This window comes from Actinoplanes rectilineatus (genome assembly GCF_000962825.1).
Lineage (GTDB): Bacteria > Actinomycetota > Actinomycetes > Mycobacteriales > Micromonosporaceae > Actinoplanes > Actinoplanes rectilineatus.
The window spans coordinates 198,385-221,407 of sequence record NZ_JZKF01000002.1 but is presented as its reverse complement, the minus strand read 5'-3'; the positions used below and the strand labels follow the sequence as shown (position 1 = coordinate 221,407).

At 71.7% G+C, this 23,023-nt stretch carries 18 protein-coding genes; 1 reads left to right on the top strand and 17 read right to left on the bottom strand.

Going from position 1 to position 23,023, the window contains the following annotated elements:
* Positions 1-133 precede the first annotated feature (133 nt).
* From WH85_RS02125 to hppD, 3 genes are all read right to left on the bottom strand, one after another.
* Positions 134-916 (bottom strand): siderophore-interacting protein, encoded by a 783-nt coding sequence (locus tag WH85_RS02125; protein WP_045739894.1) that lies wholly within the window; start codon positions 914-916, stop codon positions 134-136.
* Positions 917-1,039: 123 nt separating this feature from the next.
* Positions 1,040-2,137 carry an alpha-hydroxy acid oxidase gene (locus WH85_RS02120; protein WP_045739893.1) on the bottom strand — a complete coding sequence of 366 codons (1,098 nt, stop codon included), beginning with the start codon at positions 2,135-2,137 and terminating at the stop codon, positions 1,040-1,042.
* A complete protein-coding gene (gene hppD / locus WH85_RS02115; protein WP_083448723.1) occupies positions 2,134-3,189 on the bottom strand; it encodes a 4-hydroxyphenylpyruvate dioxygenase in 1,056 nt (351 codons plus the stop codon). Before hppD ends, WH85_RS02120 begins: the two co-directional genes overlap by 4 nt.
* Before the next feature lie 263 nt (positions 3,190-3,452).
* Between hppD and WH85_RS02110 the strand changes: the two genes are divergently transcribed.
* Positions 3,453-4,838, top strand: a complete 1,386-nt coding sequence (locus WH85_RS02110; RefSeq protein ID WP_045739892.1) for an MBL fold metallo-hydrolase — start codon at positions 3,453-3,455, stop codon at positions 4,836-4,838.
* Here WH85_RS02110 and WH85_RS02105 read toward each other — a convergent pair.
* The 14 genes from WH85_RS02105 to WH85_RS02040 form a co-directional block, all read right to left on the bottom strand.
* On the bottom strand, positions 4,813-5,988 hold the full coding sequence (locus WH85_RS02105) for a prephenate dehydrogenase (RefSeq protein ID WP_045739891.1): 1,176 nt from the start codon (positions 5,986-5,988) through the stop codon (positions 4,813-4,815). The two genes, WH85_RS02110 and WH85_RS02105, sit on opposite strands and share 26 nt — an antisense overlap.
* A complete protein-coding gene (locus tag WH85_RS49855; protein WP_245673782.1) occupies positions 5,985-7,271 on the bottom strand; it encodes an aminotransferase-like domain-containing protein in 1,287 nt (428 codons plus the stop codon). The genes WH85_RS02105 and WH85_RS49855 overlap by 4 nt, the downstream gene beginning before the upstream one ends.
* A 77-nt stretch (positions 7,272-7,348) precedes the next feature.
* Positions 7,349-8,335: a ParB N-terminal domain-containing protein gene (locus tag WH85_RS02095; protein ID WP_045739890.1), complete on the bottom strand. Its 987-nt coding sequence runs from the start codon at positions 8,333-8,335 to the stop codon at positions 7,349-7,351.
* Between the two features lie 372 nt (positions 8,336-8,707).
* A complete protein-coding gene (gene aroF, locus WH85_RS02090) occupies positions 8,708-9,763 on the bottom strand; it encodes a 3-deoxy-7-phosphoheptulonate synthase (RefSeq protein WP_045739978.1) in 1,056 nt (351 codons plus the stop codon).
* Between the two features lie 23 nt (positions 9,764-9,786).
* Positions 9,787-11,379, bottom strand: coding sequence for an MBL fold metallo-hydrolase (locus WH85_RS02085; protein ID WP_045739889.1), 1,593 nt, complete (start codon positions 11,377-11,379; stop codon positions 9,787-9,789).
* The gene (locus WH85_RS02080) at positions 11,376-12,614 is read right to left on the bottom strand and encodes a glycosyltransferase (RefSeq protein WP_045739888.1); all 1,239 of its coding nucleotides are present in this window, start codon (positions 12,612-12,614) and stop codon (positions 11,376-11,378) included. Before WH85_RS02080 ends, WH85_RS02085 begins: the two co-directional genes overlap by 4 nt.
* 25 nt (positions 12,615-12,639) lie before the next feature.
* Positions 12,640-13,854: a tryptophan 7-halogenase gene (locus WH85_RS02075; RefSeq protein ID WP_083448737.1), complete on the bottom strand. Its 1,215-nt coding sequence runs from the start codon at positions 13,852-13,854 to the stop codon at positions 12,640-12,642.
* Between the two features lie 29 nt (positions 13,855-13,883).
* Positions 13,884-15,119, bottom strand: a complete 1,236-nt coding sequence (locus WH85_RS02070) for a cytochrome P450 (protein WP_045739887.1) — start codon at positions 15,117-15,119, stop codon at positions 13,884-13,886.
* Positions 15,119-16,594, bottom strand: coding sequence for a tryptophan halogenase family protein (locus tag WH85_RS02065; protein WP_045739886.1), 1,476 nt, complete (start codon positions 16,592-16,594; stop codon positions 15,119-15,121). Before WH85_RS02065 ends, WH85_RS02070 begins: the two co-directional genes overlap by 1 nt.
* A gap of 95 nt (positions 16,595-16,689) precedes the next feature.
* Positions 16,690-17,895, bottom strand: coding sequence for a cytochrome P450 (locus tag WH85_RS02060; RefSeq protein ID WP_045739885.1), 1,206 nt, complete (start codon positions 17,893-17,895; stop codon positions 16,690-16,692).
* On the bottom strand, positions 17,885-19,039 hold the full coding sequence (locus WH85_RS02055) for a cytochrome P450 (protein ID WP_045739884.1): 1,155 nt from the start codon (positions 19,037-19,039) through the stop codon (positions 17,885-17,887). Before WH85_RS02055 ends, WH85_RS02060 begins: the two co-directional genes overlap by 11 nt.
* An 18-nt stretch (positions 19,040-19,057) precedes the next feature.
* Positions 19,058-20,233 carry a cytochrome P450 gene (locus WH85_RS02050; protein WP_045739883.1) on the bottom strand — a complete coding sequence of 392 codons (1,176 nt, stop codon included), beginning with the start codon at positions 20,231-20,233 and terminating at the stop codon, positions 19,058-19,060.
* Between the two features lie 92 nt (positions 20,234-20,325).
* A complete protein-coding gene (locus WH85_RS02045) occupies positions 20,326-20,988 on the bottom strand; it encodes a phytanoyl-CoA dioxygenase family protein (protein WP_052720085.1) in 663 nt (220 codons plus the stop codon).
* A gap of 37 nt (positions 20,989-21,025) precedes the next feature.
* Positions 21,026-22,969 carry an ABC transporter ATP-binding protein gene (locus WH85_RS02040; RefSeq protein ID WP_211275254.1) on the bottom strand — a complete coding sequence of 648 codons (1,944 nt, stop codon included), beginning with the start codon at positions 22,967-22,969 and terminating at the stop codon, positions 21,026-21,028.
* Between the last annotated feature and the right edge of the window lie 54 nt (positions 22,970-23,023).

Below are 23,023 nucleotides of genomic sequence, written 5' to 3'. Positions count from 1 at the left end.
TCGACCACGCCCGGAGGCCACCGAGCCGCAGGTCGGAGCCTATTTACAGGAGATTTCAGAAGCTCAGAGTTTCCTGAAAACAGAGATCCTTCGGCTCATGACGATCATCAATGCGTCAGGCGATATCCGCGGGTCACCCGCCCACCGCGGCGGCCTTCCGCTCGCGCCACTGCTCGTCGTTGAGGCCACGACGCCAGTACCCCGAGATGGACAGCAGCTCCCTCGCCACACCGCGCTCGTGCACCAGGTGCCGGCGCAGGTGCCGGATCGCACCACCCTCGCCGTGCACGAACCCCTGCACCACGCCGGGCTCGAAGGTGAGCGACCGGACGGCGTCGACCAGACCCTCGCCGCGGGACCGCACCAGCCACCGGACATCCGCATCGGCGGCCGTGGGCAGCACCTGCCGCTCCTCGTCGCCATCCACCTCCACCAGCACTTTCGCCCGGGTGCCCGGCGCCATCCGCTCGAGCGTGACGGCGATCGCGGGCAGCGCGGCGGCGTCACCGGCCAGCAGGTGCCAGTCCGCCTCGGGGCCGGGCCGGTACAACCCCCGCAGATCGCGCACCAGGACCGGATCACCGGGACGCAGCCCGGCGAGCCGGGACCGGGTCAGCCCCGGGCGGCCGTGGTCGAAGACGTCGATCGCGAGCTCGCCGGCCACCGGATCGAACGAGCGCACCGTGTAGGTCCGCATCCGGAACCGGCCGGCCGCGCCCGCGTGATGCGTCCCGGGGTTGGACGACCGGCCCGGCGGAAAGACGAGCCGGACGAAGGCATCCGTGAAAGGACTCGGCTCGAATCGGTTGAGCTCCGGGCCGCCGACCACCATTCTGGTCATTCTCGGCGCTAATCCCGTCTGCCGGATGAATGCGAGCCGGACCACCGGCCGGATAGGCGTCGAGATGCCGATCATCTGCTCTCCTAGCACCGTTATCGGTCAAGGTGAGCCTAGCCTTACCGTGACCGATGTCGAATGCACAGTCGGACATCCGAACCGTCGGCGGGACCGCACGACTCCGGCCACCGCGGCGCACGGTCAGGGACGTCCCATGATGGCGGTCAACTTCCGGGCCGCCGCCACGTCGGCGCACCCCGCGAGCCGCATCGCCGCCCGCAGTTCGCCGTCCAGAACGGACAACACCCCGGCGACCCCGGCCTCCCCACCGGCCGCCAGGCCCCACAGCACCGGCCGGCCGATCAGCACCCCGTCCGCCCCGAGCGCCAGCGCCCGCAACACGTCGGTGCCGCTGCGGACCCCGCTGTCCACGAACACCTCGCAGGTGCCCCGGACCGCCTCCACGGCCGCCGGGAGCATCGTGACGGCGGCCGGCGCACCGTCGAACTGCCGGCCCCCGTGATTGGAGACCACCACGGCACTCGCACCGATCCCGGCGGCCCGGCGGGCGTCCGCCGGGTCCAGGACACCCTTCACCACGATCGGCAACGCCGTCCGCGACCGCAGCGTCTCCAGGTGCGCCCAGGTCAGCGCCGGATGGAACGCGCCGTTGGTATGGGCGATCAGGGCCGAACCGGAGTCCGCCGGGGTGTGCGCGGCACTCGTCGCCCCGGCGGCGACGTTCGCCGCCCGGATCTCCGGGGGCAGCACGAACCCGTTGCGGACGTCCCGCAGACGCCGGCCCATGACCGGCACGTCCACGGTGACCATCAGGGCCCGGCAGCCGGCGTCCTCCGCCCGCCGGACCAGCTCGACGGTGGCCAGGTCGTCACGCAGCCAGTACAGCTGGAACCACTGCTCGCCCCCGGCCGCGCTCAGCTCCTCGACGGTGACGCTGCTCAGCGTGCTGATCACGAACGGGACGCCGGCGGCCGCCGCGGCACGCGCCGTCGCCAGCTCCCCCTCCGGGTGCAGCAGCCGCTGGTACGCCATCGGCGCCACCGCCAGCGGCAGGGCGCTGCGGGTCCCGGCCAGGGTGGCGCCCGGATCCGGGGCGGGACCGCCGGTCAGCACCCGCGGGACCACCGTCACCCGGTCGAACGCCGCCCGGTTGGCCGCCAGGGTGGTCTCGGCCTCGCTGCCACCGGCCACGAAGTCCCGGACCGGGGCGCTCATCGCCGCCTCGGCCCGGTCCCGGAAGTCGCCGACCGTGTCCAGCCGGGGCAGAGTGGTGGTCATCGGCCGTCCGGCTCGGCCTGGTCCAGCTCGACCGCCTCGTACAACGCCTTGATGTTGCCGGATCCGAAGGTCCGGGCCCCGACCCGCTCGATGATCTCGAAGAACAGCGTGCCGCGGGGGTGCGTGGACTTGGTGAAGATCTGGTAGAGCTGGCCGTCGTGGTCCTCGTCGGCGAGCACGTTCAGCCCTCTCAGCTCGGCGACCGTGTGCCGGGTCAGCGTCAGCCGGTCGCCCATCCGCCCGTAGTACGCGTCCGGCGTGCTGAGGAACTCGACGCCGGCGTCGGACATCGCGCCGACCGAGCGGATGATGTCACCGGTCTCGAACGCGATGTGCTGCACGCCCGCGCCGCCGTGCTCCTTGAGGAAGGTGTCGATCTGTCCCGGCCGCCGGGTGGTGTCCGGCGCGATCAGGGTGAGCGTCACCGCCCCTCCGGCGCTCTGCACCACCTGGGAGTCCATCGCCTGCTCACCGACCACGATCCGCTCGGTGAAGACCATCGCGAAGTCGAACACCCGCTCGTAGTGCTCGACCACCTCGTCCAGCCGGCCCGCCTCGACGCAGACCGCGAAGTGGTCGACCAGCCGCAGGCCGATGCCGGGCGTGCCGGAACGGTGCACCGGGGTCAGGCCGGGCAGCGACCACTCCCCGCCGGGGTCGCGCTGCACGAAGGTGTGGATGACGTCGCCGAACCCGCCGACCGACGCGGTGACCACGGCACCGTCGCGCTGCGGGGCGGCGATCGGGCGGGCCCCGCGGCGGACCGCCTCGTGGAAGGCGCCGGCCGCGTCGGCGGTGCCGAGCGCGATGTCCGAGACGCCGTAGCCGTGCTGGGTCGCGTACATCTCGCCGGGGTGGTCGCCGGTTCCGGGGCGGGTCAGCACCAGGCGGATGTCGTCGTGACCGAGGACGACCGAGTGTTCCGCGCCCGGTCCGGCGCCCTCCGCTCGCGTGTCCAGCCCGTAATTGCCGAATTGCGCGATCAACGGGTCGGGATCGGCACAGTAGATGCGTACGTGATCGACGGTCAGATCCTGAAAATGGCCGGTCATCAGTGCACTCCTCCACGAGAATCCCCCGGCCCGGCGCACTTTGTCTCCTGATCGGACCACCGTCGGGGAAATGACAATTCGGCACGGTCTCACACTGTCGGCAAGGGTGGCACGGGCACCGTTGTCCGACAACGTCCGTCCAACCGCTCAGAACGTACCGGACGTCAATCTCACTGCTAATCTCCGATCGATTCGGCTTTGTTGTCGTCACCATTTCCGCGGCGGTACGCGAGCCGATCGGCCGACAACCTGAGGATGGTCACATGGGCGTCAGCGACGAGGCGGTTCATCTGCGTTCCACCGCGCGCGTCGAACCACTGGTCGACCGGTTCCCCGCGCGGGTGCATCTCGTGTCGCCGGTGCCGGCGGCCACCGCACTGGCCGGCCGGCACGTGCCGATGCTGGAGTCGTACCTGCGGGGCGAACCCGTCGCCGGACTGGCGGCGGGCCGTACCACCGACGTCGCCGCGCTGCTGGACGGCATCCGGCGTGACCGGGCCGACGTGCTCGGGTTCGCCGCCGCGGTGGCCGAGGCCGAGGACCTCCTGGAACGCGCCGGTCCGGGCAGCGATCCGCGGACACTCCACCCGCGGCTGCCGTCCGACCTGCACGGCCTGGCCGAGGTGGTGCACGATGCACGTCACCGGGCCGGCCTGCGGTTCCTCGAGGCGTCGGCGTACACCAGCCGGTTCTACGACGAGAGCCGCCAGTCGGTGCGGCTCGCCCCGGACGACGCCGCCGCCCGGGCCGCCGGGCCCGGCACACCCCGGCTCCCGCACCCCGGCGTGCTCGACCTGGCCGTCCCGTTCCGGCACCCCGGCTGGGACGAGCTGTTCACCGCCCGGATCCGGCCCACCACGGTGGCCCGGCTGCGGGAGGCCCTGGGCCTCGACGACGAGCAGACCGCCCGGCTGCGGCCGTTGCTCACCGCCGAACCCGCCGCCGCACCGGACCGGCACCTCGGCACGGGCGGCCGGGTCCGCTGGTTCGGCCACGCCTGCCTGGTGTTCCAGACCCCGGAGAGCGCGGTGGTGACCGATCCGGTCATCGGCGCCGGCGACCGGTACACCCTGGACGACCTGCCGGACCGCATCGACCTGGTGCTGCTCACCCAGGACCACCCGGAGCACCTGGTGCTGGAGACGCTGCTGCAGTTGCGGTCCCGGATCGGCGCCGTGGTGGTGCCCCGCTCCCCGCGCGGTGACCGGCACGAACCGTCGATCGCGCTGTGCCTGCGGGCGCTGGGTCTCCCGGTGATCGAGGTGGACGACTTCGACGAGACGGCGTTCCCCGGGGGCACGGTGGTGGCCACGCCGTTCCTCGACGAGCAGGGCCGGTCCCGGGCCGGGTCGACGTACCTGATCCGGATGGCCGGGGCGCGGTTCTTCGCCGGTTCGGACACCTCGGGTGCCGATCCGGTGGTGTACCGGTACGTGCGCCGGCACCTGGGCGAGGTCGACCTGGCGTTCTTCGGGATGGACCGGCTGTCCGCGCGGGAGGCTTCGGCGCTGGTCACCGAACTGGGCGCGGACGAGGCCTACCTGTACGCCACCGGCGCGCACCAGCGGGTCGACGCGTTCCTCGGCTGGTGCCACGACCGGGGCATCACCGCCGAACATCTGGTCAAACGGCGGGAGTGGTGCTGGTAGGCGTACCCGGGAAGGAGCCGGAGCCGCTGCCCGGGTGAGTTCCGATCTCCAGATCGACCGTGAGGAGGCCGTCCGGGGTCAGGTCCGCATCGGCCCGGGTGACGTCGCCGCCGCGGGCGGCCACCGCGTCCAGCAGCTCGCCCAACCGGCCGGGACGCCGGTCGAGGACCACCCGGATCCGGGTACGCCCACCGGCCGGACCGGTCGGCGGACGGGTCCGGGCCGCGCCGGTGACACCCCGCCGCAGCAGTTCGGTGACGGCGTCCCGCGCCGCGTCCTGGTCCGTCCCGGCGCGGTCTGGCGCGGTGTGGCCCGGCGCGGTGTGGCCCGGCGCGGTGTGGCCCGTCTCGGCGTGGCCCGGCGCGGTGTGGCCCGGCGCGTCCCGGGCGGCGAGGGCCTCGGTCGCGGCGAGCAGACGGGTCAGGTCGTCGCGGACGTCGCGCAGCACGGCGGCGATCGCCGGCGCGTTCGCGCGGACGATGTCGGTCCACAGTGCGGGGTCGCCGGCCGCGATCCGGGTGACGTCCCGGACGCCCTGTCCGGCGAGCGCCTCGGTGGCGGCCGGGCCCTCCCGCAGGCGTGCCGCGGTGAGGCTGGCCATCAGGTGCGGCACGTGCGAGGTCAGCGCCACGACGATGTCGTGGGTACGGCCGTCGAGCCGGACCGGCGTCGCCCCGCAGATCCCGGCGAGCGCGGTGACCCGGTCCAGCGCCGCGTCGCCGGTCCGGTCGTGCGGGGTGAGCACCCAGGTCCGGCCGTGGAACAGGTCGGCGGAGGCGGCCAGCGGACCGGACCGTTCCCGCCCTGCCATCGGGTGCCCGCCGGCGTACGCGACGGGATCGGGCGCCAGCCGCAGGACGTCGCTCTCCAGCGCGCCCTTGACCCCCGCGACGTCGGTGTAGCTGAGCGCCGACCGGCGTGTCTGGGTGTCCCGCAGCACCGTCGCCACCTGGGCCGGCGGGACCGCGACCAGGGCGAGGTCCACCGGCCCGCCGGGCGGTTCGGCCCGGCCGGCACCGAGCGCCTCGGCGATCCGGGCCGCCGCGACGTCCCGGTCGGCGAGGAAGACCTCGACGCCGCGGCGCCGGGCGGCCAGGGCCACCGAGGTGCCGATCAGACCGGTTCCGATCACCAGGAGGGACCGGATCACCGGCTTTCCGCCTCGATGAACGCGACGAGCCGGGTGATGCCGTCGTCGATCTCCGCCGGCGACAGGTAGCTGACCGACAGGCGGATGGCCCGCCGTCCGCCGTCGTCCGGGTGGAAGTAGCGCATCGGTGTCCAGATCACGCCGAACTCCTCGGCGGACCGGGTCAGTGCCGCGTCGTCGGCCTCGAATCCGACGGTCAGGCCGAGGAAGAAGCCGCCGCTGGGCTCGTTCCAGCGCACCCCGAGTTCGGTGCGGCGCGGTTCCGGGAGCCGGTCGGCGAGCCGGTCGACGACCCGCCGCATGGATTCGCCGTAGTGGCCGGTGGCCTTGGCGTTCAGCTCGGAGACCCGGCCGCCGGCGGCCAGCAGGGCGCCGGCCACCACCGCCTGGCTCAGCGACGAGGTGTTCACCGTGATCATGCTCTTGATCTTCGAGAGCTCGTCGGCGAGCAGTCCGGCCCGTCCGTCGTCGCCGGTCACCGTCTGGTCGGCCACCGCGAAACCCACCCGGGCGCCCGGGAAGATCGTTTTCGAGTACGAGCCCAGATGGATCACCGAGTGCCGGCGGTCCAGCGCCTTCAGGGTGGGCGCCGGCTCCCCCGGGCTGACCAGCCGGTACGGCGTGTCCTCCAGGATCAGCAGGTCCTCACGGGCGGCCAGGTCCAGCAGCGCCACCCGGTCGGCCGGCGCCAGCGTGGATCCGGACGGGTTGGCGTGGTCCGGCACCAGGTAGAACGCCCGCGGCCGACGGCCGGCCGCGCGGGCGGATGCGATCGCGGCCGCCAGGTTGTCCAGCGAGAACCCGTCCGCCGACTCGGGCACCGGGCAGAGCGTCACGTCGAGCAGCCGGGCCACCCCGGTGATCCCCACGTAGCAGGGGCTGGAGACCAGCAGCACGTCGTCCGGGTCCCGGATCAGCGCCCGGACCGCCAGCATCATCGCCTCCTGGGCACCGACGGTGACCACGATCGCGGCGGCCGGCACGTCGATCCCCTCGTCGGCGCGCAACGAGTCGGCGATGATCTCGCGGATCTGGCCGGCGGTCGGACCGTACTGGTAGACCGCCGTGCGGACCTGGTCCGGTGAGGCGCCGTGGTCGGCGAGATGGTCGAGGTAGCGGCGCAGGTGCGCCAGCACCTCCTCGGTCTCGAAGAAGCCGTCGTACGGCCGTCCCGGCGCGAACGAGATCGCCCCGGGGTAGCGCAGGGTCACCTCGTTGAGGAAGTTCATCGTGTCCAGAACCGGGTCGGAAACGCTCGCGTGCAGTTCCGATCTGCGCAGCACTTGTCCTCCTGTGTCGGTGCCCGTCTGACGACGCGGTGTCCGACCGCCTGTTGCGCGCGGTTGGACACCGGTGGTGCTCAGCTGGCGACGCGCTCCTCCGGGCCGACCCGGGTGGCGAAGTCGGCCCACAGGCCGGAGAACTGCCGGGCCAGGTCGGCGACCACGTCCGCGCAGTGCGGCGGGACGTTGTCGACGATGGTCTCCCACTCCTTCGCCCAGCGGGTGTGCAGCGTCAGCAGGCGCAGCAGGTTGCGGCCGGTGTCGGTGTAGCGCAGCGCCGGGTCACCCATCAGCCGGCTGACGACGACGGCGTGGTCGAGCACCGGTTCCGGGCGCATGCCGGAGCGGACCAGGTTCAGGTGCTGGTCCCGGCCGGTGCCGGTCGCCGCCGGGGTGGTGTCCCGGGGCCGCCGGGTCGGCACCAGTTCGGTGCCGCTGTGCAGCCGGTTGCGGACGTCGCGGGCGGTCTCCGGGGAGATCGCCGCGGCGCGGGCGACCTGCCGGAGCGACAGGTTCGGGTTCTCGCTCATCAGACGGCCGGCGAGCAGACGGCCGGCGCTGCAGTCCAGGGGGCGTACCCGGCCGTCCTGTCCGATCCGGCTGCTCTCCGGGGCGGACGTGCCGTTCACCCGGCGGCGGATGTCGGCGACCGTGCCCGGTGAGATGCCGGTGACCGCGGCGACGCGGCGGTCCGACCACTGCGGGTGCGAGACGGCGATGCGTTCCGCCGCGCGTTTGCGGTCGGCCAGCGCGAGGGGCAGGCCGTGCGAGACGTTCAGCCAGACGGAGAGCACGAACGCCTCGTCGTCGGTGCCGTCGAAGAGCCGTCCGGTGATCGTCGTCGCGCCGCGCCGGACGGCCGCGCGGATCCGGTGGGCGCCGTCGATGACACGCATCGTCGGGCGGTGCACCACGATCGGCGGCAGTTCTCCCTGTGCCGCGACCATGGCTTCCAGGTGTTCCGCATCACCGCCGGCCAGCCGGGGTGATCCGCTGAGGCTGAGTGAGCTGATCTTCAGCTCGATGATCGGCTGCCGGTTGAGATCCTCTTCGTCGGGTGTCAATGCCGCTCCTCAGTTCGTGGAGCACTTTGAAGATCAACTTCGAGGCATTCTTCCGCGTTCGACAATGCTCGATCGGTGGGAATGCCCGTGATCAAGGCGCTCGCTGTGAAGGCGTGCCGAAACAGTCCCGCAGGACAGTGCGGCGGGATCTTTGTCGTCCGGCACGAAATTAACATCGGCCCGCAGCTATCTGTAACCCCTGCATCACTCAGGGACACCGAACCCTCGTGCCCCTAACCCCTAGCCCGGAATGCCAGCTTCACCGTCTTGATGCGCTGTTGTCCGTAGGAGTTGACAACGGGCTAGGCCCGGCGATCCGGACAGAAAACCGCACCCGGCCGAGTCGGCCGGGTGCGGTCGGTGGATCCGCGCTCACACCGTGGCGGGGACCTGTCCCCGCTCGCCGGAGGACAGCGCGAGCGTGCGTCCCATCACCGGCGACATCCCGGCGACGATGCCGGCCAGCTCCGCGATGTCGGCGTCGTGCAGCGCCTGATCACCGTCGCAGAGCGCCGTCTTCGGCTGCGGGTGCACGTCGATGAGCAGACCGTCCGCCCCGGCCGCGATGGCCGCCCGGCTCAGCGGCGCCACCAGGTCACGGCGGCCGCCGGAGTGCGACGGGTCCACGATCACCGGCAGGTGCGAGAGCCGCTGCGCCACCGGCACCGCACTGATGTCCAGGGTGTTCCGGGTCGCGGTCTCGAACGTCCGGATACCCCGCTCGCACAGCACGATGTCCAGGTTCCCGCGCTGCGCGATGTACTCGGCGGCGCTCAGCCACTCCTCGATCGTCGCGCTGAAACCCCGTTTGAGCAGCACCGGACGGCCCGCCGACCCGACCGCCTGCAGCAGGGCGAAGTTCTGCATGTTGCGGGCGCCGATCTGGAGCATGTCCGCGTACGAGGCGACCATGTCCACACTGCCCGGGTCGATCACCTCGGTGACCACGGCCAGCCCCGTCTCGGCCCGCACATCGGCCAGGATGCGCAGGCCCGCCTCGCCCAGCCCCTGATAGGAGTACGGCGACGTCCGCGGCTTGAACGCGCCACCCCGCAGCATCGAGGCGCCGGCCGACCGGGCCATCCGGGCCGCCGCCAGCGTCTGCTCCGGCGACTCGACCGCGCACGGCCCGGCGATCACGGTCAGCGTGCCCGGTCCGATCGGCACCCCGCCGACCCGGATCACCGAACGGTCCCGGTGATGCTCCCGGCTGACCAGCTTGTACGGCGCCGACACCCGGATCACCTGGAGCACCCCGGACAGGCTCCCCAGGTTCAGGGCCTCGAAGTCGGCCACGTCACCGACCAGGCCGACGATGGTCCGCGACAGCCCGCGGCTGACGAACGCCTGCCCGCCGACCGCGGTCACCCGCTGCACGACGACTTCCACATCCGCCGGAGTGGCCCCCGGCGCCATGACAACGACCATGATCTCCCCCTCGGTATTCCGTGTCAGGAGCGCGACCAGGTCCATTCGTCGCGGTCGAGCAGGTGGCCGGACTTCACCCCGTTGTTCGAGCACCACGTCTCGAACTCGGTGATCTGCTTGAGCTGGAAGGAGTCCTCGTTGTAACTGGTGGCCATCACGTGACCGAGCCAGCTCTCCTCGCCCATCGCGTAGACGTACACCTCCTCGGCGCCCAGCTCGGTGACGATCGCCGCCGCCTGCTCCGCGTTCGAGCCGGACATCTTGCGGCTGTCGCTCATCTTGTTCGGGATCGCCTTGGTCAGGAACGCCTGGTACTGCCAGTTCAGCGGGGCGCCGTCGCACTCCATGCCGAGGAACGCGATGTCGACGCGGCCCAGGTGCCCGCGCACGTACCGGTAGAGGACCGGGTCGAGACCGGACGAGTCCGCGCCGACGTAGACCGACTTGCCGCCGAGCTCGACGAACCAGGTCGCCTTGGCCCGGATGTCGAGGTCGGCGTGCTCGCCGAAGAACGGCGTCGCGACGATCCGGCCGCCCGGGAAGGTGATCTCGTCGAAGTCGTCGACCTCGACCGCGTCGAACCCGAGGCTCCTCAGGTAGAGCGCCAGCGACGGGTCGCACAGGTTGCCCCGCGAGGTCCGCGGCACCACGAACGTGCCCACCCGGCCGCGCAGCTGCAGCAGGGTCTCCGGCACCAGGTGGTCGGAGTGCCCATGCGTGATGATCACGTAGTCGATGTGGTCGGGCAGATCGTTGTACGTGTACCGCCCGGTCGCGTCGGTGTCCGCGCTGATGAACGGGTCCGTCATGATGGCCACGTCAGGCGTCTGCATCAGCAGGCAGGCGTGTCCCCAGTAGCGGATCCGGGCGCCCTGCTCGATGTGCCGGTCGGCGTGCAGCGCGGACTCCGGGACCAGCAGGCCGGACAGCCGGGACGCCTGCGCGTCGTCGAGTTCCAGCGCCTCGCGCAGCGCCGCCGGGGTGGTCGGGTGCACCCGCGACCGGAAGAGCGCCTCCAGCCCGGGGTGCCGGAACGGGATGTCCAGTTCGAGCACGTCCGGCGACGTCAGCCGGGGCGTGCTCATCACGAACGGGCGCTCGATGCCGGTCTCCACCGACAGCTGCACCGACTGGCGGTCCTCGGTGTACGCCTTGCTCCGGTAGACCAGCGGCTCCTGGAAGTGCAGCGACGCCGCGTTGTTGGTGTCGTAGGCGAGTTCCACCAGGCCGGCGAGTTCGGCGGGCAACTTCGGGTAGATCGGGCGCAGGTCGTACCCGATCGCCTCGTCCCTGACGATCTTCTCGGCCTCGCCGATCGCCTCGGCGAACCGGATCATGTCCGCCCGGTCGCGCCGGATGCCGGCCAGCAACGCCTCGACCTCGTCCTTGCGTTTCTCGTCGACGCCGACGAAGAAACCGCCGCGGAAGCGGGGGTCACGGCTCGCCTGGTAGTGCCAGTCCGGCGCCTGCAGATACGACTCCAGCATCGGAATCCAGCGGAAGGCGAGGCTCATGGTGGCGGTGACCGGGGACACCGCGTACATCGAGGCGTAGAACCGGTCGACCAGGGGTTCGATGATGGTGTTGGGGCGCAGGAAGACGCGCTCGTCGCTCATTGTCGCTCCTTGGGATCAGAGGGCTGGGGACGGATGCCGGCCAGCGCGAACAGGCGTTCCGCGGCCACCTCCGCGCCGTCCGGGCGGACCGTGCCGGCCACCACAGCGGCCCGGGCCTTGGTCTCCGGGGCCAGGGCGACGGCGAGGGCCGCCGACAGGGAGTCCGCCGTCAGCGCCGGGCCGTCGTGTGCGGCACCGATGCCCAGTGCGGCCACCCGGCCGGCGAAATACTTCTGGTCGTCCACGATCTGCGGCGCCACCACCTGCGGGGCGCCGGCCCGGGCGGCCGCCGTGGTGGTGCCGACTCCGCCGTGGTGCACGACCGCGGCCACCCGGGCGAACAACTCCTGGTGGTTCACCTCGCCGACGGCGAGACAGTCGTCCTCGTCGTCGGGGAGCGCCAGATCGGCCCAGCCCCGGGAGAGGATCACCCGTCGGCCCTGGGCGCGGACCGCCTCGACGGCCACCTTCGCGGTTCCGGCCGGGGCCGGCATGCTGCCGAAACCGACGTACACCGGCGGCTCGCCGGCCGCCAGGAACGCCTCCACCGCCGGCGGGAGCGGCCGGTCGTCCGGGGTGATCCAGGCGCCGGTCTGCAGGACGTCCCGGTCGGCCGGCCCGGCCGGGGCCAGCACCGGGTCCGCCGCGAGCCACGGATCGGCGGTGTACCCGTACCCGTAGATGTCCTGGACCGGCGGCAGACCGATGGCGGCCCGCCGGTCGTTGAGCGCCGCGCCGAAGCGCCGGAAGGCGCCCTGGTTGTTGCGGTCCCACAGGGCCCGGTTGTCACTCGTCGCCGGCGCGGGCGGCTCACCCAGCGGCGGCGGTGGCGGGTAATACGGCGACGGCACGTAGATCGGGCAGTAGAAGCCGTAGAAGTACGGGATGCCGAGTCTCTCGGCCACCGACCGGACGGCCACCGCGGCGGACAGCACACCGGTCGCCAGCACCGCATCACAGCCCTCGGCCGCCGCCGGGACCTGCTCGAACTGCACGGCCATCGCCTCGGCGGCCAGCCGCGGACCGTCACCGGGCCCCGGCCGCGGACCGTCCATCACGGCCCGCGCCGACCGGCCCACCGGCGTCAGCGGCACACCGACCTCGGCCAGCCGGTCCGCCGAATCCGGCGACGCACACATCCGCACCTCGGCACCGGCCGCCCGCAGCCGCAGCGCCAGCGCCACCAGCGGCTCGACATCGCCGCGGGAACCGGACGTCGACAACAACACCCGCATCGCATCTCTCCTGTTCTCGGCGCTGTCAGGCCGGGCGCGAAGGCAGGCCGCCGGCCAGGTCCGCGAAGGCCTCTTCGGGGGTACGCCCACCGCCTGCCGCCGTGGCGGCGAGCCGCCGGCACGCCTCCCCGTCGCCGCGCGTCGCGTGGAACGCCGCGAGGAAATCGGCGTAGATCCGGTACTCGTGGTGGTACGCGGTCGCGAACGCGGTCAGCGCTGTCGTCTCGTCCCGGTCGCCCGCGAGGATGCCGGTGAGCGCGCGGGCCGCGAGCAGCCCGCTGTACGTCGCCAGGTGCACCCCGGAGGCGAACACCGGGTCGACCGCGCACGCGGCGTCACCGACCAGGACCATCCCGGGCCGCCAGAACGCCGTCCGGTGGTAGGTCCGGTTCTCGGTGACGCGCAGCCTGCCGTACTTCTGACCGGCCGTCACCCGGGCCGCGTCGGTGAGCAGCTCGGCGATCAACGGGCACTCGGCGATCAGCGCCGCGAAGGCCTGCTCCCGATCGCCCTCGACCTTCGCCGCCAGCTCGGCCCGGACCACCGCGCCGACGCTGCTCAGCCCGCCGGTCAGCGGGGTGTACCAGAACCAGCCGCTGTCGAACGCGACGACCAGGGTGTTCCCGTCGTACGGCGCCGGCTGCCGGCACAGTCCGAAGTAGCCGGAGAGCGACACGGTCCGGACCGCCTCCGCGGGGACCCGGGTCTCACCGACGGCGGCGTGCAGGGTGCTGTCCCCGCCGGAGGCGTCGACCACGTACCGGGCCCGGACCTCGTGCTCACCGCCGTCGGCGTCGGCGTAGCGCAGGCCGGTCACCCGTGGCCCGCTCGTGACGACGCCGGTGGCCGGGCAGCCCTCGCGTACCTCGACGCCCCTGTCCTTGGCGTTGGTCAGCAGAATCTCGTCGAACCGGGCCCGCTCGACCTGATAGCCGTACGACTCCGGGCCGGCCAGCCGGGGCGAGTCGGCGAACGCGTACGTCCACGGCTCCGCGCCGGCACCCCAGTGGAAGGCCCCGCCCCGGCGGACCCGGAACTCCGCCTTCGCCAGCTGATCGGTGACGCCGAGCAGCCGGCCCACCTCGTGCACCGTCGACGGCGCCAGCGCCTCGCCGATCCGGTACCGGGGGAAGACCTCCCGGTCCAGCAGCAGCACCCGGTGCCCCCGCATGGCGACCAGCGTCGCCACCGTCACACCGGCCGGGCCGCCACCGGCGACCACCACGTCGAACTCCTCCACCGGGCTCTCCCGTCTCCCGTCCCCGCCGGTCACCAGGCGACCGGTAACTGATCGGGGCCGTCGATGAACGCGCTCCGCAGCCGTACCTCGCCGGCCGGCACCGCCAGCCGCAGCCCGGGCAGGCGCAGCCACAGGCTCTGATAGGTCATCCGCAGCAGCGTCCGGGCCACCGCCGCGCCGATGCAGTGATGGATGCCGTGCCCGAATCCGATGTGCGGCGCGGACTCCCGGGTCCCGTCCAGGACGTGCGGATCCGGGGTCAGCGCCGGGTCCCGGTTGGCCATCAGGACCGAGCAGAGGACCACCTCGCCGGCCCGGATCAGGTGCCCGTCGACGACCACGTCCCGCAACGCCATCCGGGGTGTCGGCTGCTGCACCGGCGACAGGTAGCGCAACAGTTCGTTGACCAGCCGGTCGTTCTCCTCCCGGCCGGCACCGAGCAGGCGTGCTTGATCGGGGTGTTCCAGCAGGGCGAGCACCCCGAAGCCGATCATCCCGGCGACGGTCTCCACACCGCCGAGGACGAGCGCGATGCACACGCCCTTCAGCTCCTCGTCGGTGAAGTCCGGGCCGTGGTCCCGGATGAGCATGCCGATGAATCCCTCGTCGGGATCCCGGCGCTGCCGGGCGATCAGGCTGCTCAGGTACCTGTTGAACGCCGCGCTGTCGGCGGCCCGGGCCTTGAACCCCCGGCTGAGGTCGACGTTGCGCCGGACCCGCCGGATGAACTCCCGCCGGTCGTCCCGGGGAATGCCGAGCAGTTCGCAGAGGGCGCCCCCGCCGACCGGATCGGCGAACAGCCCCTGCAGATCGGCGGGCGGCCCCTCGGCCTCCAGCTCGTCGAGGTGGTCGTCGATGAGCGCCTGGAACGCGGGCTCCAGCCGGCGGATGCGGCGGACGGTGAACTCCGGCGTCAGCATCCGCCGCAGCCGGGTGTGCTCGGGCGGGTCGTACGTCGAGATCTGCCCGACCAGCTCCGGTGGGATCGGCACCCCCTCGCCGCTGACCGGCTCGTTCTCGGTCAGCCGCAGCCGGGTGGTGAAGTTCTCGTGGTCGCCGAGGACCTTCCGGACCACGTCGTACCCCAGGGCCTGCCAGAGGTACTCCCGGCCCATCTGCACGGCCGCGTCGCCGCCGATCCGGATCAGCGGGCCGTGCGCCCGGAGCCGGGCCATGTCCGGGTGCGGATCGCAGCCGGACCGCAGCATGTAGTTCGCCGTCGGGATCACCAGCGGCGCTTCGGCGACACCGGGTTCCGGCGCCATCACGCGGGCCGGTAGGGCAGCCACTTCATCCCGTCGGGCGAGGCGACCAGCCCACCGGGGAACAGCGGCAGCTCGGGTTCGGCGTCGTCGCCGAGGACCGCCGACATCTGCACCTGGCCGCCCTCCTGCATCACCTGCTTGACGACCTGCGATTTGAAGAGCGGGACCATGTTGCCGTCCTCGCTGTCGGCCATCCGGTCCACCGCCGCGGCGAACTCGGCGCTGTGCCCGGCGACCCGGGCCGCCGGGGTGAGCGCCGCCTCGCCGGACGACACCCCGCCGACCAGCTCCACGAAGGACTCCAGGCCGCCGTGCTCGTTGTTGGTGACCTTCTTGGCCTTCCAGAAGTACGACTCCTCGTTGACGTTCATCTCGTAGAACGACACCAGGAACTCGTAGAAGACCCCGTACTCGCGGCGGTAGCGGGCCTCGAACTCGGTCAGCGCCGTCTTCTCGTCCAGGTCGTCGGCGAGGATGCTGTTGATCGACCGGGCGGCGAGCAGCGCGCTGTACGTCGCCAGGTGCACCCCGGAGGAGAACACCGGGTCCACGAAACAGGCGGCGTCGCCGACCAGGATCATCCCGGGCCGCCAGAACGACGTCTCGTGGTACGAGTAGTCCTTGCGGATGCGCAGTTCGCCGTAGCGGCCGGTGGTGATCCGGGTGGCGTCGGCGAGGTACTCGGCGATCAGCGGGCACTCGGCGATCAGCGCGGCCAGGGCCTTCTCCCGGTCGCCCTGGACCTTCTCGGCCATCTCCCGGCGGACCACCGCACCGACGCTGGTCATCGTGTCGCTCAGCGGGATGTACCAGAACCAGCCGCTGTCGAACGCGACGCTCAGGATGTTGCCGGAATTCGGCGCGGGCAGCCGCTTGCCGTTCTCGAAATAGCCGAACAGCGCCAGGCTGCGGAAGAACTCCGAATAGTTCCGGGTGCCGCCGACGCTGGAATGGAGCCGGCTCTTGTTGCCGGACGCGTCGATCACGAAACGGGCGCGCACCTCGTGCTCGTTTCCGTCCGCATCGGTGTAGCGCAACCCGTCGACCCGGTCGTCGGACTCGGTCACCGCGGCGACCGAACAGCCCTCGCGGACCTCGACGCCCCTACGCTTGGCATTGGTCAGCAGGATCTCGTCGAACCGGGCCCGCTCGACCTGGTACGCGAACGAGGTCGGGCCGGTGAGCTTGGACGACACCGCGAACGAGAACGTCCACGGCTCCGGCCGGGCGCCCCAGCGGAACGTGCCGCCCCGCTTGACCGGGAAACCCGCCCCGGCCAGCTCCTCCGAGATCCCGAGCAGCTTGCACACGCCGTGGACCGTCGCCGGCAGCAGCGACTCGCCGATCTGGTAGCGGGGGAAGACCTCCTTCTCCAGCAGCAGCACCCGATGGCCCTGCATCGCCACCAGGGCAGCCACGGTCGAACCGGACGGGCCACCGCCGGCCACCACCACGTCGAACTCTTCCAACGGCATTTCGTACCACCTATCGATCAGTAGGTCGAAATCGGGGAACGCCATTTCCGGAAAAGGCGCTGCGACTCGTATCGTCGGGCATCGACGAGAATGCCTCAAGGCGTCCAAGCGACCATCAGAGTGGTCAATCCGTATGCCGGCGTGGTCGTCCGGAACATGATTTCCGCGTCCGGATCCGCCAGGCGCAGATCAGGAAAACGGTCCCACAGGGCGGTGTACGCGATCCGTAGTTGCAGCCGGGTCAGCGCCGCGCCCAGACAGTGGTGGACGCCGTGTCCGAAGGCGACGTGCGGAACGGGGGTACGCGTGACGTCCAGGCGGTCCGGGTCGGGCGCCAGCGCGGGATCCCGGTTGGCCGCCGGCAACGAGCAGAGGACCGTCTCCCCCGCCCGGATCACCTGCCCGCCGATCGTGACGTCCTCCCGCGCGGTCCGCGGGGTGGGCGCGTACGGGACGGTCAGGTAGCGGATCAGTTCGTCGACCGCCCGGTCCGCGGCCTGGTCGCCGGCGCGGAGCGCGGTGATCTGCCCGGGGTGGCGCAGCAGTGCCAGCACGCCCAGCCCGAGCATGCCGGAGACGTTGTCGTCGCCGGCCAGCATCAGTTGGACGCAGACGCCGCGCAGCTCCTCGTCGGTGATCGTGTCGCCGTGCTCGGCGACGACCGCCCCGAAGAGCCCGTCGCCCGGGTCCTTGCGTTCCCGGGCCATCATCGCCACCAGGTAGCGGGCGAACGTCTCGCCGGCGGCCGCCCGCTTCCGGGCGCTCAGCGAGGCGTCGAGGTGCCGGTGGCACAACTGCAGGAACATGTCGTGGTCGTCGCGGGGCACCCCGATCAGCTCGCACAGCACGGCGCCGGGCACCCGGTCGGCGACCGTCGCGACCAGGTCGGCGGGCGACCCGGACCGTTCCATCTCGTCGAGACGGTCCGCCACGATCTCCTCGATCCGCGGCGCCAGCGCGCGGATCCGGCGCTGGGTGAACCCGGGGGTCAGCAGGTGCCGCAGCCGGGTGTGCTCCGGCGGGTCGTAGTCCATCAGGTTGCCGACCAGCTCCCGGGGCCGGAAGACGCCGGTCCCGCCGGCCTCGTCACGCCGGTCGAAACGGCGCCGGGTGCTGAACCGCTGGTGATCGCCGAGCACCTGGCGTACCTCGGCGTGCCCGGCGGCCATCCAGGTGTGTTCGGCGTCCGCCCCGGTCCCGACCACGATCCGGGACAGCGGGCCGGCGGCGCGCAGCTCGTCCGCCGGGTCGAGGTCGTGCCGCCGGACGTGGACCGGCCGGGTGTCGTCGTCACCACTCAACGGGAAGCTCCTCGATCGCGAACGGCGCCGGCCGTCCCGGCTTGAACCGCAGCTCCTCCTCGGGGACCGCCAGGCGCAGGGACGGGAACCGGCGGACCACGGCCGGCAGGATCACCCGCATCTCGAGCCGGACCAGCGGCGCCCCGATGCAGTGGTGGATGCCGTGCCCGAAGGCCAGATGGGTGGTCTTCTCCCGGGTGATGTCGAACCGGTCCCCCCGGACCCGGTTGATCGCCAGCATCGAACACGTCACCACCTCACCGGCCCGGATCAGCCGGCCGGCGACGGTCACGTCGGTGAGCGCCACCCGCGGTGAGGGCGCCTCGACGACCGACGCGAAGCGCAGCACCTCCTCGATCGCGCCGTCGATCAGTTCGGGACGCTCACCGAGCAGCGCCATCTGCCCGGGGTGGGTCATCAACAGCAGCATCGCGGTCGACAACTGGGCGGCCATCTGCTCGGTCGCCATCGTCAGGCTCGCCTCGGCCAGCCCGGCCAGCTCGTCGTCGCCGACCCGGTCGCCGTGCTCTTGGACCAGGGCGCTGAGCATGCCGTCGCCCGGTTCACGACGTTTGCCGGCCACCAGCCGATGGGTGTAGTCGACCACCGCCATCCCGGACGCGACCCGCTGCCGGGGCAGCCGGCTCTCCCGGGTGTCCCGGATCATCCGGGACAGCTCGGCCTGGTCGTCGCGCGGGACGCCGAGGAACTCGCAGGCGATGACGGCCGGGATCGGCCAGGCGGCGTGCCGGACGAAGTCGGCCGGGGCGCCCCGGCTCGCGAAGTCGTCCAGACCCTCCTCGACGATCTCCTCGATCCGGGGCAGCAACCGCGCCATCCGCCGGGCCGAGTACGCCGGGGCGACGGTCCGCCGCAGCCGGGTGTGCTCCGGCGGGTCGTAGGCCTGCAGGATCCCCGGCAGTTTCGCCCGGTCTGCCTCGTCCTCGACCGGCCGCATCGAGCTGAACCGCTCATGGTCGCCGAGGATCTCCCGTACCTCGTCGAAACCGGTGACCAGCCACTGCCTACGGCCGTCCATGCCGGGTTCGGCGTCGTACTCGTGCAGCGGGCCGTGTTCCTGCAGATCCTGGAACTCCGGCGCCGGATCCAGCCGCCGCCGCTGGTGTTGAAGGGGAAGTGCCATCGTTCCTCCAGTGCTCGTCTACCAGTCGAGGACGAGGGACTCCACATCGAACGGGGGTGGTCCCAGCCGGATCGCCCGGTGCGGGTCGGCCAGGCGCAGCGTCGGGAAGCGGTGGGCCAGGGCGGGGATCGCCGCCCGGAACATCAGCTCGGCCAGGGTCCGCCCGAGGCAGTGGTGGATGCCGTGCCCGAACGCCACGTGCTCGGCCCGGGGCCGGGTGATGTCGAACCGGTCCTGCGGATCGGGGAAGCGCCGGCGGTTGGCGGCCAGCAGGGAGCAGGTCACCGTGTCGCCGGCCTTGACGAGCCGCCCACCGACGCGGACGTCCTCGAGGGCGATACGCGGATGGGTCTTCTCGTCCGTGGTGAGGTACCGGATCATCTCCTCCAGCCAGTCCGGCACGGTCTCCGGCTTCTCCCGGAGCAGGGCGAACTGGTCCGGGTCCTCGACCATCAGCCAGGCGCCGCCGGCCAGGAACCGGGCCACCTGGTCGCCGCCGGCGCCCATCACGAACGCGGCCACCCCGGTCAGCTCGGCATCGGTGATCTCGTCGCCGAACTCGCGGACGACGACGCCGAACATGTCGTCGCCGGGTTCACGGCGGGTCCGGGCGGCGACCTTGTTCATGTAGGTCATGAACTTGTTGCCGGCCGCGGTCCGTTTCCGGCCGGACCGTTCGGTACGGCTGGCGTGCAGACACCGGGACAGCTCCGCCTGGTCGTCCCGGGGGATGCCGAGGAAGTCGCAGGTCGCCGTGGTCGCCACCGTCCAGCCGAAGTGCGGGACGAAGTCCAGCGGTCCGCCGATCGCCTCGATGGTGTCCAGGGTGTCCCGGACGACCCGTTCGGCCTGCTCGCCGAACTTCTGCATCCGGCGGACCGCGAAGGCCGGCGCCACCATCCGGCGCAGGCGGGTGTGCTCCGGCGGGTCGTACTGGGTGAGGAAGCCGGGCCAGGCGAACCCGGCAGCGGTCCCGCCGTAGAGCAGCCGGGCACTGAACTTCTCCGAGCTGAGGACCGCCCGGACCGCGTCGAAACCGGTGGCCAGCCACGCGGTCCGCCCGCCGGGGCCCTCCTCGCTGCCCAGCGCGGTCATCGGGCCCTGGGCCATCAGGCGGCACAGCTCCGGTCCCGGATCGAACCGGTTCCTGCGGTGCAGCTCCAGCGCCTGGACGACGTTGATCTCCTCGAACATGCCACCGATCCCTTCAATCCGAGCGGCACAGTCCAACCGTCCGCATTGCGCGGCTGGACGTCTCAGTTCGCCATGACCGTGTACTGGACGTCTCAGTTCGCCATGACCGTGTAGTAGGCGCCGATCCGCATCGGCGTCCCGCTCGTGACGGTGGCCAGCCCGGTGTCCCGGAAGCGGTCCCGCGGGATGACCCGGAAGTCGAAGCTGACCCGGCACGCGCCGGTGTCGTTCGCCCTGTTCCCGTGCCGCAGGTTGATCGCGTCGAACTGCAGGAACTCGCCGGGAACCACTGTCACCGGGCGGTAGTCGGCCCGGTCCGGGGCGCTCTCCACCCAGATCGTGTTGGTGCCGAAGGCGGGCGTCAGCGGCAGCCAGAAGTTGACGGTGCCGGGCTGGTGCCGGAAGTCGGCGTCCCGGTGGAAGGTGCTGACCGCGGTCCCGCCGGGCGGGGCCACCCGGAAGGTGGGCACGGCCTGCACGCACACCTCGCCGGAGAAGAGCGGCAGCACGTGGGCCCGGAGGAAGTCGTGGTAGAGCCCGCGGATGCCGTCGAACCCGGCGTAGAACCGGGTGTGCGCCTCGGTCGCCTGGTCACTCGCGCCCGGCGCCGGGTGGACGGCACAGTCCCTGTCGAGCCGGGCCAGATCGGTGCCGCCGACCAGGTCACGCACGCGGCGTACGAAAGGGAAACGGTCTTGATCGTAGGTGTGGATCGTCTGGTCGAGAATCGGCGCCTCGGCGACCGGATCGGTCATCGTGCTGTCCTCTCCATCTTCCGGGAAGGGGGTGGGGTCAACCGCCACGGACCACGTGGCGGACCGGCTCGGGCTCGGGCTCCTCGATCACGATCTCGGGCTCCTCGACCGGCCCGGCGGTGGTCCCCCCGGTCGCGAACTGCGTGTAGTAGAGCTCCGCGTAGAGGCCGCCGGCGGCCAGCAGCTCCTCGTGCGTCCCGCGTTCCCGGACCCCGCCGTCGTCGATCACCAGGATCTGATCGGCCTCGCGGATCGTGGACAGCCGGTGGGCGATCACCAGCGACGTCCGGCTGCGCAGCGCGGTCCGCAACGCCCGCTGGACCGCGGCCTCGGACTCGGAGTCCAGGTGGGCGGTGGCCTCGTCGAGCACCACGATCGAGGGAGCCTTCAGCAGCAGCCGGGCGATCGCCAGCCGCTGCTTCTCGCCACCCGACATGCGGTAGCCGCGGTCGCCGACGACGGTGTCGAGGCCGTCCGGCAGGGACTCGACCAGCCCCCAGATCTGCGCGCCCCGGCACGCCTCGACCAGGTCGTCCTCGGTGGAGGTGGGCCGGGCGTAGAGCAGGTTCTCCCGGATCGTGTCGTGGAACAGGTAGGCGTCCTGGCTGACCACCCCGACCGTCTCCCGCAACGAGTCGAAGGTCAGGTCCCGCAGGTCGTGCCCGCCGACGCGGATCGTCCCGGCGGTCGGGTCGTACAGCCGGGAGACCAGGTGGGTGATGGTGCTCTTGCCGGCCCCGGACGGGCCGACCAGCGCGGTCATGGTGCCGCCCGGCACCAGCAGGCTCACCCCGCGCAGCACTTCCGGCGACGGCTCGCCGCGACGGCGTTCGGTCCGGACGTACTCCAGCGACGGCAGCGAGACCTCATCGGCGGTGGGGTACCGGAAGTCCACGTCGGCGAATTCGATGTCCGGCGCGGCGCCGGCCGGCAGCGCGGCCGCGCCGGGACGCTCCCGGATCAGGGGCTTCAGATCGAGCAGTTCGAAGGTACGGGAGAAGCTCACCACGATCATCTGCGCGGTCTCCTGCAGACCGGACAACTGGACGATCGGGCCGAACAGCCGGCCCAGCAGGGTGGCGATGGCGACCAGCGTGCCCAGCTGGAACGCGCCGTCGAGGACCAGGCCGCCGCCGACGCCGTAGACGAGCGCGGTGGCCAGCGACGCCATCAGGCCCATCATCACGAAGGCCATCTGGCCGTACACCGCGAGACTCACACCGATCCTGCGGATCCGGCCGGCGTGGCCCGCGTACTCGGCCATCTCCTCGGCCGGGCGGCCGAAGAGCTTGGAGAGCATCGCGCCCTGGACGTTGAACCGTTCCTGGAGCAGTCCGCCGAGGCCGGCGTTGGCCTCCATCAGCCGCTCGGTACGCCGCTGGATCACCCGCCCCACGTAGATCCAGGGAACGATGAACAGCGGGATCACCAACAGCGTGACCACGGCGACCAGCCACGACAGGTAGAACAGCTCGGCCAGCACCAACAGGACGGTGATCCCGCTGGTGACCGCCATCAGCAGGAAGCCGAAGTGCTGCTGCGCCATGATCAGTTCGGTGTGCAGCCGGTTGACCAGCACCCCCGTCTGGGTACGCGTGAAGAACGCGATCGGCAGCCGCTGAACATGTCGTAACGCCTGGACCCGCAGGTCGTAGGTGACCCCCTGGCCGATCTTGCCGGAGATGTACGCCGACACCAGCTGCAGCAGGCCGCTGACCACCGCGAGCCCGGCCGCCAGGCCGGCCATCACCACCACCAGGCGGAGATCGTTCTTCAGGATGCCGTCGTTGACCAGATTCATCAGCAGCAGCGGAATGGAGATGACGACGAGCGAGTCCAGGGTGGCGATCAGGAGGAAGAGCCACACCTTGCCGGTGTGCGGACGGAAGTAGGTCAGCACACGGCGCAACGTCCCCGGGCGGACGTGGGTCTCCCAGGGATCGGGCTCGTCGTCGTTTCTCGTCATGCCCCCGAAATTCATCACTACATCCACAACAAAACCCTTCTGATGCGACTCGCGGAGTCATCGATCTCA